Genomic DNA, 12,897 nt, shown 5'->3' on the forward strand with positions numbered 1-12,897 from the left:
CCGCCTGTCAGCAGGGCAACCTCAATCCGGCCGGCGGCGTCGCTCCCACCAGACGACGAAGCGGCGCCGGTGACGGCGCACCAACGCGAATTCGTAGGACAGCACCAGCAATCCGATCGGCACCATCCAGAAACCCAGGATCGGCAGGAAGCCGAGAATGCCGCCGATGATCAGCACGACGCCGATCGCAATCCGGAGGCCGCGCGAGCGCGGCATGGTGAACTGGCGGCCGAAGACCGAGATTTTCCGGGCCGGTGGCTGGTCGTCGCTCATTGCCGTCATGTGAAATATCGATCCGTTTGCTTCAGTAGCACTACCACCCAGAGAAAGCCGCAACGGCCTTTTCCGTTCCGTGACAGGCGAGAGACAGCTCATATGAGGGCGCTTGCCGGCCACTGCCAGGAAGCCTCGCGCCAAAAAGCGTCGAAAAAATGCGAAATGCTTCTTTGCAAAGCCGAAACGGGTTTGCTATAGGCTGCCCCACTCACGCAAGAGCCTCTGTTCCCCGGTAGCTCAGTGGTAGAGCAACCGGCTGTTAACCGGTTGGTCGCTGGTTCGAATCCGGCCCGGGGAGCCACTTAATCCAGAAAAGCCCTGAAACCCAAGGATTGCAAGGGTTTCCGCTTCCCCAGAGATACACCGCGCGATACACTGCGGGGTACCCTGAGCATGAAGATTGACGTGAAGCATATACAGAAACGTGGCATTGCTGGCTGGCGTTATCGGCGCAAAATCCCGAAGGAAATGCGCGCCGCTGCGGGCAAGTTGGAAATCTTGATCCCTCTTGGGAGCACCGAACAGGAAGCCCTCAAGGCTTACCCTAAGGCTCATGCCCAGGCAGAACAGCAGTTGCGACTCTGGTCATTGCCGAAAGACCGGCAGGGCGGCAGCCCCGTTAGCGCCCCCTCCCCGACAGCTTTGGAGCAGTTCAAGCGCAGCCGCGCGCAACTCAGGGCGCTCAGCCTTGACCCCGCTTGGAGTGGTCCCGAAGATGAAGATGACCCCGAGGCGCTAGCACGAGAGCTGATCGCTGATCAGATTGCCCATAAGTACCCCTTGGATGATCAGGGCAATCCCCACGGGATCGGGACGGAAGACCGCGCTCTCATCCACGCACTTCTGCTCGGTCAGCACCAACAGCAACCCGAACCAACCTTTGAGGACGCCAAGAGGCTGTATCTTAAAGAGCGCGTTGGGGAAGACGAAACGAAGCAGATGGAGCTTGAGCGGGTCTTCAAGCTCGTCAAGGAGGCCCTCGGCAAGGATCGCAAACTGTCGAGCCTCAAGCGCGAGGACGCCAAAGAGGTCCGCGATCACATGCTAGACGGTCGCAAAGCGTCTTCCGTGGACCGCTATCTGAATGTAGTCCGTGCGGTGATCAACCACGCCATCAGAGAGTTTGACCTGGCCGGCGTCATCAACCCATTCATGAATTTGGAAGCTGCGCCGAAGGACAAGGCCGAGCCCGATAAGGACAAACGCCGCCCCTTCACCCAGGCCGAGGTCACCGCCATAACCGCCCGCATCGCGTACCATGCCAAGGCAGACCTTCACCACATCTGGACAATTCTAAATGGCACAGGGTGCCGCCTCGCTGAGGTGTCCGGCCTTCGTGTCGCGGACGCGCACCTTGACCACGCCATTCCGCACATCACAGTCGAGTGGCATGACGACAGGCGCATTAAGAATAAGGTGTCACGGCGCAATGTCCCGTTGATAGGTGGCGCTCTGAAGGCCGCAACGGAAGCGGTCAAAGCCGCCGGCAATGCAACGATGCTCTTTCCGACCTACGGACGTCCCAAGGGCGCGTCCTCAGCTTCTGCCGCCTTGGGCAAGCACGTTCGGGCTTGTGTGACCGATCCGAAGGCCACAACCCATTCGCTTCGACATCTCATGAAGGACCGATTGAGGTTGGCCGGGGTCACCAAGTCGGACCAAGACATTGTGCTGGGTCACTCCTCGGGCAGCGTTGGGGAGGACTATGGAGGCGACGAGGCGCGGCTTGAAGTGGCCAGGCGGGCACTTGAGAAGGCTCTGGCCAAGGCAAACTAGCGACGAGTCCATCCAGTTTCTGCCTAGGTGACACCCATTCGTTGCGCCACCGCATGGAGGACTTGCTGGTAATTGCTTGGGTTCCTGAGAAGCTCAGGCGGTCCATCATGGGCCACTCAGGCGGCGGCGCCGGGGATAACTACGGTGGCGAAGAGGCGCGGCTGAAGGTGGCGACTGAGGCGATGCTGAAAGCGCTTGGCGGCCAGTCCGGCCACTAGTCGAGATAACCATTCCTGACCCAAGACATTGTTCTGGGTCACTCCTCTGGCAGCGTTGGGGAGGACTACGGGGTGACGAGGCCGGCTTGAGGTGGCGAGACGTGCACTTGAGAAGGCGCTCGCCACCGCGAACAAATCGGTACCGTGACCAACTATCCTTGCACCGCGTCCGAGATAAAGATGCGTTCGATCTCACCTTCTGAATATTGCGGCTTGCATTTCACAGCTATCGGAATTTGCCGATCAAACGCTGTAGAGTAGGGATTGTTCGGAACGCCCAGCAGCGGGTCGGTGATTTGCCCAGAAACCCGGCGGTTTGGTTGATCGTCGCCAATGACAGAGACTTTACAGGTCTTGGTTACCAAGTCGAGTTCGGAAATGCTCACCGTGATAACCTGCTCGGCCCCGATCTCAATGGGCTCGACCTTCTCGATCTCGGCGCGATCCGTTTCAGTGATCGGGAAAGCCCCACTTTCCAAATGGCCAACTTGAAGAGTTTGAGCCGATGTCCCGATTGCGCTGACCAGCAACTTTACGCCTGCATGGTTTGAAAGTGACAGCCGTTCCGCCATCTGAATAGCAGCCCTTGCAGTATGCCCCATTTCCTCCAAAGCCCTGATCGCGACTTTGTTGGCGGCGTCCATTTCTTTGGGTTTGTTGGCCCACCGGGCGATCGTTGCGTTGACCAGCGCTTCGGTGGCCTTGGTCGCCGCTGTTCTGATTGCAACATCGATGTAAGGTAGTAGCGGGACGGTCACGGCTGCTGCCAATCCAAGCCCGGCCTGAACCAGTACCCAGTTGTCGTATGACCCAGGCTGGGGAGGCAGTGCATAGACCCTAACAGAATTGCCTATCTCGCGCTTTGAATAACGTCCAGTGAGCGCCACCTGACCGCCAGACGCTATGAGCTTGGAGGCACCACGAAGTGAAAGAGCAAGCGGTTCAAGTTCAACGATGTGTCTGCCCGCGTCCAATCCTTCGTACTTGATCCTGATCGGATCAACCTTTTCAACTTGCATGGTGCCCTCACTCCCCAAAGCGGAAATGAAGAACAAACGGACACGAAAGTCAAAGGCCTAGAGACAGATGACAGTCCCGACGAAATACGCGAACAGCTACGTGCCCGTGAAGTATTTCCTCTCCTCTTACCGCGCGCTCTCCGACGGCCGCAGCGGCATCCGCCACCTCGACGAACGGCTTGCAGAGGCCACGTTCCTGCTGTCGGAATGGAAGATCATTTGGATCGGCACATGCGCGGTCCTCAGGACGGCGATCGACTTGTTCCGGGTGGACGCTAAATCGTGCCTTTCCCCGCGTATCAGGCATGAGATCACGGTCGAGTGGAACGCCATCAAATACCAGAGGGAAGATCACACGATCTTTTGGGATTTCCTTCGGCAGGAACGTGACAACGTCATCCACGAATACCAGTGGCGCGCTTACGAACAATGGATAAAGCCCGACGGCACCTTCCGGGCTACTCGGCTCTCGCTCCTGGCGCTGGCGGACGATGATGCCAAGCCTGTGCTTTTGATGAAAAGCGGTCCCTTCGAGGGTCGAAACTCGCTCGATCTGCTGAAGGAAGGTGCGGATTGGGTGGAGGCCCGCATCTTTGGCGCGATCCGGCGTGCTGGGTTCGATCCCGAAGAGCGGCGCGGGCTTGTCCATTTCCAGCCACCCCCGACTTTGAATGGTGGCATTTTGAGCGATCTGAGCGACGACGCTGCGCAGCCATAGCGTAGCCGAGAATGTTGCCGAGTGCTCGTTTTTCGGTTAGCCGACATCTAAACGTCCGCTTCGGACCATCAATTCCTCGTCCCTCCAAAGGACCCGCCGAATAACCCTTATCTCCGCAAGCCGCCTAAGCCGAATGCCCTGCCGCTCCCGAGCCGTTGGGTTTTGGGTTTCGACATGCATGAACTCGTGCTTTCCGCACCGTTCGCAGCTCATTTTGCTCCCAACCAGCTCGGCCTCAATGTCCCCAAAGATTTCCTTCAGGTCACCCGGCTGATACCAGCGCTTGACGTTGCAGAGCCCGCATTGAACGCGCACAAGCTGCCCGGTCTCATGGGCATTGCTTAGCTTCCATTCGCCACCACGCTTTCGTCGACCATCAGTATCGGGCATGGTCTCAAAATAGGAACTCATTCCTTTCGGAGTCAATTCGCCCTTGACTCTTTCGTTCTCTTTTTGTTCACTTTGGGCACGAAGCGTTTGGAGATATCGCCATGGACCACATTGTGACGCTGGACAGCCGGCAAGAAGCCGCCCTCCAGGCCATCGCCGACAAGTTCATTGGCCAGCACAAGGGCCACCCAGTGAAGGCGCTAAAGGAGATGATCGTGCTCAATGGCCACCTTCAGGACCGCCTTGACGCGCTCACTGCTCCCCGCCGCGCTGGACGCTAGGAGGAACGACAAATGGGCATCATGCACCTAGACGCAGAAGCCAAAGCGGAACTGCACTCCGAAGCGGAGAAGCTCATTGCTCGCTACGACAGCCCCCTTGAGACCGTGAAGGCACTCATGGCTTACAACTGCGAGCTTGAGACACAAATCCTCGCCCTCGCTCACAGGCACCCTGAGCTGGTGGCGATTAGCTTCGACCCTACGCCGCCTGTGCTGGCATGATCAGGGCGGCGCTGAATGCACGACCTTATCGCTTTCATTGAGAGTAACTCTGCGCTGGTAGCCGCCAACCCGGCAGCCTTTGCAACGTTTGCCGTCCTGTTCGGAGGCGGAGGGTTTGCTACTGGGCGGTATTTGTTGACTGAGCGTATCGCCAATCTGGAAAGCCGAATTGCCAGACGCGACGAGGAAATAGCGGACCTAAAGGCAAAGCACACAGCGCCAGAGCAAGGGGGCCTATCGGTGCCTCTATTCGAGATGACTGAGGTTCTGCCCCCTCCACCGCTCAACTTCAACCGGCTCTTGGCCCAGCGGAAAGAGGACCTTCATGTCAGATAACCTGATGCCGCAACACAAAGCCCCGAAGCTAATCGTCGTCACCGCCTTCGATCGCGATGAGATTGGCGACCTTCAGCCCGTCTTCGGTCCAGCCGAGCAGCAGTCGGAAGATCGGGCGATAAGGACTGCCAAAGCTCTGGCGTCGAAACATGCCGGCGTCATTGCGTGGTCCCGCGATGCTAACCCAGCGCTGGGCGAATACGGCGAGCCAACGACGCTCTTTGTTGGGGGCGACGTGCCCGACATGGAGTGACGATTAGGCCGGTATCCCGAGGCTCCCCTGACGTTCTCCCCAGGGTGTAGCCGAGGGGGCACAGGGACTGGAGAGTTACTTAGCCATGCTAATCAGATGCATAACGCGGTCTACAGCTTCTTTCACCGCAATGATATGGGGGCGTTCGCCACTCCCGGTTGTGGTGATGGTCGTGTAGTTATTATCCATGTACCGATACACGGAAATGATTTGATCACTGTTTATGTGGATCGGGTGATCGTTGGTGTCTGTAGCGCGAAACCACATGTATTCCCCTCCCAATGTGTAAAAACGAAGCAATACTCAGACGTGGTGCCTGGTGGCAAGCGCAACGAATTGCGCCGGCATCAGAGGCGGAAGGCGACTTAAGTCCGGCTCGCCTTTTCAGTCTCCAGCATGTCGATCAGCATCTGCGCGAGCGCTCTGTGCTGCCGGAGCTTCTTGAGCATGTCTTCGAGGCCGAAGTCAGGTAGGGATTCAACTCCCGCGAAGATGGTCTTGGCGTACTTGTCTAGGAACTCGCCGGGCTTGAACGGTTCATCATCTGACGGCGACCCGTCTTCCTTCCTGGCCCCAGGAAACTGGAAGATATTGGATGGTGGCTCGTCTGACAATTTCCCAACCCCGATGCTTGAAAACAATCAAAGGTAATCAGACGTGAGACGTGGTGGCAAGCTAAATAAACTAATGGGAGGAGTAGAGCGCGTAGGCAGCAGCGAGATACGAGATGGCGATCATCATGTAGGCAATTTGAAGCTGCGTCACCGGTTTTGATTCCTGTTGCTTGAGGTGACCTAACTATACCTTCTCACCAGGGCTAGGATCAGGCCTAGTAACATGAATTTGATGTGATCGGATCAGTCACCAGCGTTCGCCCTAAGCATTCCCTCCTCCTCGGCAGCAGCTAGGAATGCCTTACGGGCCTCATCAGGTTCCATCTCGTCGGCAATGCAGGCGATGCAGACGCGCACCGCTTGGTTCCATTTGGGGCCACGCTTGGTCCACTTCATCAGCTCCTGTCCGGCTGCCTCGACGTTGTTCACGTTCCGAGTCATACCGGCGCGCTCCGTCCTCACAGGGACCGGAGGGAGAACCAATGGGTTGTTGCCATGGGGGGAACTTAGAGCGGGACGAGCCTGCCGACCAACCCAGGGTCGTAGGGAACAACGCAGGCCCTCGCGGGTTTAGAACTCGCAGCGGCGTGTATTCTCCTTGAATGTGCAGCCGCTGTAGTGGTCCGTCGCCATTCTCACGGGCGGCGGGCCACCTGTTTATGCCCTTGGGAGTAACGTCCCCTCCTCTTTTTGCAGCAGCCAGGAATGGCGAGCCAAGGGCGGCTGACGGATTTCTTCTCTACTAACCGGCTCAGCGATGAGGACGTTTAACCATTTGTTAGCCACGTGTAAGGCCGTGACGGGACTGTTTCCAAACGTTGGTCGACGGTTGTCGGAGCGGTCGGTACGAAGCCGGTATGCATCATCTTCCGGTAGGCGTCGCCCTGGCCATTTCGCTCGTCTTGGGTTTGGTCGTGGCGGCGATCGCCTCAAAGGACCCGTCCGAATTCTGCTGCTTCAGAGGTTCTTTCGTCCCCAGCGATGAAGTTCACATGAGGGCTGTCACGCCCCAAGGCGGGAGTGTCGAGAACGGTGGGCACAATTGATCCCGGGTCGGTCCCCTCCTTACAGCTTCCTAATCCAGAAAGAGCACCCCCTCCTCCTCGGCAGCTTCCTCGAAGGCTTTACGGACATCGTTGGGCGACACCCGGCCCTCAAAGGCGTCGCTGCAGGCTTGCACCGCCAGATTCCACTTCGGTCCCCTCTCGGTCCACTTCATAAGTTCCTCGGCGGCACCCTCGACATTGTTGCAGCCGTAGGTGACCCCAGGTCGGTCGGTCTTGACGTACACCGGAGGGGAGAACCAATGGGTTGCCATGGGGGGAACTTAGCGTGGCCGAAACAATTAACTAGCGGCCCGACTGCTCCTCGCTCATTTTGGCGGAGGTGGCGTGGTCTCGTCTATCCCGGAGTGGTAGATTGCCAACATCCCTGTGATGGGGGGAATTACGCGATTGGTCGACTGTACGCCACCACCTTCACTGATGCTGTGGTAGTTACAGCTATTTGCAAAGTCCTTTTGGTCCGGTTTGTAAGCGACACGTCTTACGCTTGTCCTGACGTAGTTATAAGGGGCCAGCTTACCCGTCTCCACAAGCCCCCCGTTAGGGTCGATGCTCCGAAGGTACTTGATCACCGCGACATGAGAGATGTCATCATCTCGAAAGACCAAGTCATCATAGCCCGATTTGGGTAGTGGCTTACGCACGAGCATTATGCACGTCAGCCCTGTGTCAACAAATGAGCGAGCGGTACCTTTGTTTTGAAATACGACCGTGGCGCTATTGATTGTCATCTCGGTCATGACCCCACTTACCCTTGCATCATTGGGATCGAGAGACCACCCAGCAAGTACATTTGCAAGCGGAACGACAGCAACGGTCGTGACCGAGATCAGAGCGGTGAGCAGCGCGAGCGTAGAGTTTCCCCATGGAATGAACCGCCGCCAGTCCTGAAATTCGCCGCAGGTCGTACATTTACGTGCTCGCGCTGGAATAGCCGTGCAGCACATGAGACACGGCTTGGTAGCTGGCTGGTCTTGCTCTGTCACCTTGCCCCCAGTAAGCTTCGGATAGCCCATCTTTGCGCTGCCGCGACCCTAGGGCGCTACAAGATACCGCAGAAATCCCATTCCTTGGCTCGCGGACATTACGGCCAAATCAATCGGAGCCTCGTGAATTTGGTCTAGAGGCGCGCCATGACGGAAAGGATGCGCCGAGTGAACCCAAGCCTTGAACGTTTCCATAGCGCGATCGACCTTGTCTTCCGCCTCACCATAGGTCGCATGCCTCGCCCTTAAGATCGGCTTGAGATGAGCATCAATTGATTGGGCGTTCAGCCTGTTGACTTTTGGCTGGTTGACTACCACCAGGAATGCGCTTTCGACGGCCTCAAATACCCCCCTGATTAGTGCCTTTTCGCTTTGGCGACCGGGGTCCAAATAGGAAAGAGCATCGTCGAGCGCATGGCTTGCGGCGGCAAAGCGTGGCTGCCCCAGTCCTGCGAGCGCGGCTTCGGAAACGCGGGCAAATTCTTCGTCCACCAGATAATGGACCCCGAAGGCGTCGTCTATGCGGTAGTGAAGGCCCTCTTCCGAAATGATCCTACGCGCGGCGGCGAGCGCAGGTCCTTCTTTGCCATTCGTCTTGGCTCCCCTGAGAACCAGCGTTACTCCGCTGAGTACATCAGTTACGTCTTCCTTCTTCCAAAAGTGATCGTGGCGATAGCCATACCCGCCATGGTGGTACTCAAGGCCTAGTTGGCGCATCACGGCGTTAGCAAAGTCAAACTGCTGGTCTTCGCTCAAGAAATCTTGGAAGAACAGATAGAAGCGTTGCCGCGCCCGGGTGCTGTCTGGCAGCGGAACGGGTTCCCTGACGTAGTTTCGACGAAATAAGGCTCCTTCCACAGGGGAGAGTGCCATGACCAAGCTCCCAATCTAATTCGCCAGCAACCTCTAGTGTTTGGTGGAAAAATTCGCCCGGGTGATCGGATAACTGGCTCGCGCGGGGACCCCCCGTGCCCCCTTCGTTTCCCACGTCGTGCCGCTCGGGTCGCCTTCCGTGCCAGAATCATAGCCCCGCGCGCATACGTAGGGGTGCCAGTGGCGGTGGCGGGCATTTCGTGGGATTGGTGCACTGAATTTGGGGCCGCGCCGGCCAAGGGGGAAAGACCATGAAAACCGCCATCACAGTACTCATTGTTCTGCAAGTCGCCAATTTGGCGGCCACGTTTGGGGCCGATTACTTTGGTCGTCGCCGCGCCACGGCTATTCGCTGCCTGATCTTTGCCACGCACGCCATGGGCGAGCCGAAGGCCTGCACGGAGGCATTTCCACGCCCCTAGCTGGCGTTCCACTGGCTGGCGCCTAGGGGGCGCCCGGTGGGGTAGGCGTGAACAAAGGTAATCTTTTTCTCACATACCTATTGACCTGTGAACTTAGTGTGAGGTAATGACTGTGAACATTGACTCTAAGGAGATAGTTCACATCATGGCAATCGTTGGATACGCACGGGTCAGCACGACCGACCAGAACACGGCAGTTCAGATCGACCAGCTTAAAGCGGCGGGGGTGACGGACGACCACCTCTTTCAGGACCGGCTGTCGGGGCTGGACGATAAGAGACCCAAGCTGGCCGAGGCGCTACGGCATGTTCGGAAAGGCGATACACTGACTGTGACCAAGGTCGACCGTCTGGCGAGATCAGCGGCGCACCTCCACCAGATCGTGGAAGACCTCGACAAGCGGGGGGTCGGGTTCCGGGTACTGAACGACCCGTCACTGGACACGACCAAGCCGCACGGCAAGCTGATGTTTGGCATCCTTGCCAGCATTGCAGAGTTTGAGACCGCCCTCAGGAAGGAACGGCAGATGGAAGGCATTGCCAAGGCGAAGGCCCGGGGGGACCACCTAGGGCGACCCAAGACGGTAACCGATGAGGTTGAACAGAAGGTGCGCGTCATGCGGGCCGAGGGTGCCTCGATCAGGGCGATTGCGGCGGCTGTTGGTTACTCGACCGCTACGGTTCAGAAGATCATGAAGGGGGAGGGCTGAGGGGGACACAAAGGTGACTACTTGGACTACGCAGGCGATTTCGAGACAAAGGCTACCACTAGCACAGAGGGTCGTTCATTAGCCGTTGCTAAATGTGGTGACTAATAGGACTACGAAACAGTCCGCCCGACCCTTAACCACCCCACTAGCACTGAGCAGGCGATTTCTGCCGAGGATGACCCACCCAATAGCTGGGCAGGCGACAAGCCACACCACTGGCACTACCCAATGCTCCTCTCCCAAGCTGATCGCCCCGTTGCAGACCTAACAGGCACCCTCGTTGCTCCTTCCGGGGGCGCTTGAAGGTGTCTCCGGGGTGGTCAGCTTTGGTGAGGTGCGGATGTGTGAGGGCATGTCCCTCTCTATCTGTCCTCTTATCCGTATCTCACACACCCACGTCACCTTCAGTTCCACCCCTGCAAACGTCGGGTGCGTGCTGGAGGCTTTCTCTTTTGTATCTCACCACCAGATCAACACGCTGTAGGAGCGCCATGAAACCAAAGAAAGACCTCGCCCCATTCATGGATGAAACCCCGCTCCTTCCGGGGTCTCTCGGTCTCAATCGAGACTGGACTATCTTGAAGGCCCAACGTCGGGTTGCCGGGGGCGAGCCTATCAATTTCTACAAGGGCCGAGCCAAGCGCGCCCTCTACGCCGACTACGAGGAAACCCGAGACGCCCTCGACCGTACCTACAGGCGGGATGCTCTGGATCGCGCAGGGGTGCCCGAAAGTGAGCCCGGCGAGTGGATGACCGTGTCTGAATACGCCAAGTCCAAGGACACCGGCCCGAGGAAGGCGCGGGAAGTTATGGAAGGTCTCGGCATTCTACAGCTGGAGATCGAGGTTCGCATGGTCCCGATGCATTCCGACGCGAGACAGACCAAGCCCAACTACAGGACTACCTCACGTCTCGCTTCATCGGCCGTTGAGGCTGCCTTTGGGAGGCGCATGAAGTCCGGGGCGGGGGTCCCCTACGATGTTCTGTCACCAGATGGGGTGGCTTGGCTCAATGCCCGTTGGCCGAAGCCCGTCGAGAAGCCCGAGGTGAAGCGTGGGCGTCCCTCAACCCTTCGTGATGAGGTTCAAAGTCTCCTCGCCGAGGGCAGGACCCAGGCTGACATTGCCCGGCTTCTCGGGAAGTCTCGGCAGATCGTGTCGCATCATGTGAAGGTGCTGAAGGCGGCCTTACCGGGATGTGTCAAACAATTCCCGGTCTTGGCTATTATTAGACCTTAAAGGTTCCCCTGCCGGGTCCAGCAGGATGGCTGCGGGTGGACTGGTAATCAGGAGTGGACGAAAGTCCCTCCCTCCTGAGGTCAGCACCTTCAGTAGAGCCTTTGAGCCTCACTCCCACACCAGCCCAAGAAACTCTGCAGTATCGACCAAAGGAGCCCCTGAAGGCTGGGTGTTCGAGGTGAAAGACTGACTGTGTCTTCACTTCCCGTCTTCACCTTCCAAGCAGCCAAAGAAGACGCTCAAGGTCACCCACATTCTGTGGCTACGCTTGAGATCGACCTTTAATACCTACCCAATCTAGAAAGGAAGCAATGGCATACACGACTACACCCAAGAACAGCGAGGCCCAGAGACGGGTTTGGCGAGAACATTCCGCCCGATGGCAGAGCGAGAACCGGGAGCAACACGCCGCTCTCTGTCGGTCATGGTACCAGAAGAACAAGGCCAAGGTTGCCGAAGCACGGCGCTTGAAGCGTGAGGCGGCGAAGGCCAAGGCCAATGCTAATGCCGAGCGTATCGCAGCAGCAGTGGCAGCCGTGGAGGCCAGCCAATGAGCCCTCGCCAGATCACCCCGGCAATCCGCGTTGTCGAGACCGACCGGGAATGGATCATCCAAACACCCAAGATGACGAGAAGCCGCAGACACGGCTCCCAGCCGACCGGCGACTGGGTCGACCGCTCCTACATCACCAGCCTGTCGATGCTGAACAGGGAACTGAAGCGACTGGTCGGCAAAGGTGCAACCAAGGCGGGCCTTCGAGGGCACGTTGAGCAGGACGTGCTGGACTGGCTTGATGGGCTGCCGGTATGCCACCCGTCGCTTAAGGCTGAAGCTCCCCGCACCACGGTGCTGGACATGCTGGAGGCCCAGGGCACCGGCTATCACACCACCGGGGAACCACGGGACGACCTTCCGCTGATCGTCCAGCACGGCCCCCTGAAGTACCGGGACAGGTGGAATGCCCGTTATGACGTTTGACGACATCCGCAGGCGGGACTGGGTCAGAACCTATCCGACGCGGGAGCAGGCCCTAACCTTGGTCGGCATCATCAAGAGTGACGATTGGAGCGGGACCTACGAACTGGACAAGAGGTTGAAGACCGTCACAGGCATCGAATGGTCCGAGGACTTCGGCGCGGTGGCCGAGCGGTGCTTTGAGGTCTACGGGTACCCCGAGCTTGAAGCGGGGTATCGTGCCCGGCGCATTGCCGAGGTCTCTATGAGGCCCAGCAAGCCATCGGCTGAGGACAGCCTCAGAGCGGCACAGGAGGGCCCCGCAGGAGGCAGCGGCAGGCTTTCCCAGCCATCCACCCCAAACGCACGCAGCGTGCGTCCTACAGGCCCAGAGCTGATGACCTACGGGTTCTCGCCCAGGCGGTAACTCACGCCCACCCGCAGGGGCTAAACGCCCGAAGGACGGGCAACAACCACAACACCATCCAACCAGCGCAGAGCCCTCGACCATGGTGGTCGGGGAGCGCAACCATTTGAAAGAAGGAAT

General features: G+C 58.3%; 17 protein-coding genes and 1 tRNA gene. 12 read left to right on the forward strand and 6 right to left on the reverse strand.

Features of this window, described 5'->3' with window-relative positions; all coding sequences use genetic code 11:
- Positions 1-21 precede the first annotated feature (21 nt).
- The gene (locus NKH83_RS13065) at positions 22-282 is read right to left on the reverse strand and encodes a hypothetical protein (RefSeq protein ID WP_254818304.1); all 261 of its coding nucleotides are present in this window, start codon (positions 280-282) and stop codon (positions 22-24) included.
- Between the two features lie 220 nt (positions 283-502).
- Between NKH83_RS13065 and NKH83_RS13070 the strand changes: the two genes are divergently transcribed.
- Together NKH83_RS13070 and NKH83_RS13075 are read left to right on the forward strand one after the other, a co-directional pair.
- Positions 503-577 (forward strand) — tRNA-Asn (locus NKH83_RS13070).
- 92 nt (positions 578-669) lie between these two features.
- Positions 670-2,052 (forward strand): tyrosine-type recombinase/integrase, encoded by a 1,383-nt coding sequence (locus NKH83_RS13075; protein ID WP_352804915.1) that lies wholly within the window; start codon positions 670-672, stop codon positions 2,050-2,052.
- Between the two features lie 370 nt (positions 2,053-2,422).
- Here the strand turns inward: NKH83_RS13075 and NKH83_RS13080 are convergent, their stop codons facing one another.
- Positions 2,423-3,289, reverse strand: coding sequence for a DUF7946 domain-containing protein (locus NKH83_RS13080; RefSeq protein ID WP_352804917.1), 867 nt, complete (start codon positions 3,287-3,289; stop codon positions 2,423-2,425).
- 67 nt (positions 3,290-3,356) lie between these two features.
- Here NKH83_RS13080 and NKH83_RS13085 point away from each other — a divergent pair, with 67 nt between their 5' ends.
- From NKH83_RS13085 to NKH83_RS13105, 5 genes are all read left to right on the forward strand, one after another.
- Positions 3,357-4,007: a hypothetical protein gene (locus NKH83_RS13085; RefSeq protein ID WP_352804920.1), complete on the forward strand. Its 651-nt coding sequence runs from the start codon at positions 3,357-3,359 to the stop codon at positions 4,005-4,007.
- 174 nt (positions 4,008-4,181) lie between these two features.
- Positions 4,182-4,352, forward strand: a complete 171-nt coding sequence (locus tag NKH83_RS13090) for a hypothetical protein (protein WP_352804922.1) — start codon at positions 4,182-4,184, stop codon at positions 4,350-4,352.
- Positions 4,353-4,498: 146 nt separating this feature from the next.
- On the forward strand, positions 4,499-4,678 hold the full coding sequence (locus tag NKH83_RS13095) for a hypothetical protein (protein WP_352804924.1): 180 nt from the start codon (positions 4,499-4,501) through the stop codon (positions 4,676-4,678).
- A gap of 12 nt (positions 4,679-4,690) precedes the next feature.
- Positions 4,691-4,900: a hypothetical protein gene (locus tag NKH83_RS13100; RefSeq protein WP_352804927.1), complete on the forward strand. Its 210-nt coding sequence runs from the start codon at positions 4,691-4,693 to the stop codon at positions 4,898-4,900.
- A 325-nt stretch (positions 4,901-5,225) separates the two neighbouring features.
- Positions 5,226-5,489: a hypothetical protein gene (locus NKH83_RS13105; protein WP_352804929.1), complete on the forward strand. Its 264-nt coding sequence runs from the start codon at positions 5,226-5,228 to the stop codon at positions 5,487-5,489.
- A 365-nt stretch (positions 5,490-5,854) separates the two neighbouring features.
- On the opposite strand, the gene NKH83_RS13110 is transcribed toward NKH83_RS13105, so the two are convergent.
- From NKH83_RS13110 to NKH83_RS13125, 4 genes are all read right to left on the reverse strand, one after another.
- Positions 5,855-6,103 carry a hypothetical protein gene (locus NKH83_RS13110; RefSeq protein WP_352804932.1) on the reverse strand — a complete coding sequence of 83 codons (249 nt, stop codon included), beginning with the start codon at positions 6,101-6,103 and terminating at the stop codon, positions 5,855-5,857.
- A gap of 243 nt (positions 6,104-6,346) precedes the next feature.
- A complete protein-coding gene (locus tag NKH83_RS13115; protein WP_352804934.1) occupies positions 6,347-6,544 on the reverse strand; it encodes a DUF982 domain-containing protein in 198 nt (65 codons plus the stop codon).
- A gap of 634 nt (positions 6,545-7,178) precedes the next feature.
- Entirely contained in the window at positions 7,179-7,421 is a 243-nt protein-coding gene (locus tag NKH83_RS13120) for a DUF982 domain-containing protein (RefSeq protein WP_352804937.1), read from the reverse strand.
- A gap of 780 nt (positions 7,422-8,201) precedes the next feature.
- Positions 8,202-9,026 (reverse strand): hypothetical protein, encoded by an 825-nt coding sequence (locus NKH83_RS13125; RefSeq protein ID WP_352804940.1) that lies wholly within the window; start codon positions 9,024-9,026, stop codon positions 8,202-8,204.
- Between the two features lie 251 nt (positions 9,027-9,277).
- On the opposite strand from NKH83_RS13125, the gene NKH83_RS13130 reads away from it, so the two are divergent.
- The 5 genes from NKH83_RS13130 to NKH83_RS13150 all read left to right on the forward strand — a co-directional run bounded on the left by NKH83_RS13130 (position 9,278) and on the right by NKH83_RS13150 (position 12,777).
- Positions 9,278-9,448, forward strand: a complete 171-nt coding sequence (locus NKH83_RS13130) for a hypothetical protein (RefSeq protein WP_352804942.1) — start codon at positions 9,278-9,280, stop codon at positions 9,446-9,448.
- A 145-nt stretch (positions 9,449-9,593) separates the two neighbouring features.
- Positions 9,594-10,157, forward strand: a complete 564-nt coding sequence (locus NKH83_RS13135) for a recombinase family protein (RefSeq protein WP_352804945.1) — start codon at positions 9,594-9,596, stop codon at positions 10,155-10,157.
- Positions 10,158-10,648: 491 nt separating this feature from the next.
- Positions 10,649-11,395 (forward strand): helix-turn-helix domain-containing protein, encoded by a 747-nt coding sequence (locus NKH83_RS13140; RefSeq protein ID WP_352804948.1) that lies wholly within the window; start codon positions 10,649-10,651, stop codon positions 11,393-11,395.
- A 550-nt stretch (positions 11,396-11,945) separates the two neighbouring features.
- Positions 11,946-12,374, forward strand: a complete 429-nt coding sequence (locus NKH83_RS13145) for a hypothetical protein (protein ID WP_352804951.1) — start codon at positions 11,946-11,948, stop codon at positions 12,372-12,374.
- On the forward strand, positions 12,364-12,777 hold the full coding sequence (locus NKH83_RS13150; RefSeq protein ID WP_352804953.1) for a hypothetical protein: 414 nt from the start codon (positions 12,364-12,366) through the stop codon (positions 12,775-12,777). Before NKH83_RS13145 ends, NKH83_RS13150 begins: the two co-directional genes overlap by 11 nt.
- Positions 12,778-12,897 lie beyond the last annotated feature (120 nt).

The organism is Mesorhizobium sp. M0909 (assembly GCF_040319515.1).
Taxonomy (GTDB): domain Bacteria; phylum Pseudomonadota; class Alphaproteobacteria; order Rhizobiales; family Rhizobiaceae; genus Mesorhizobium.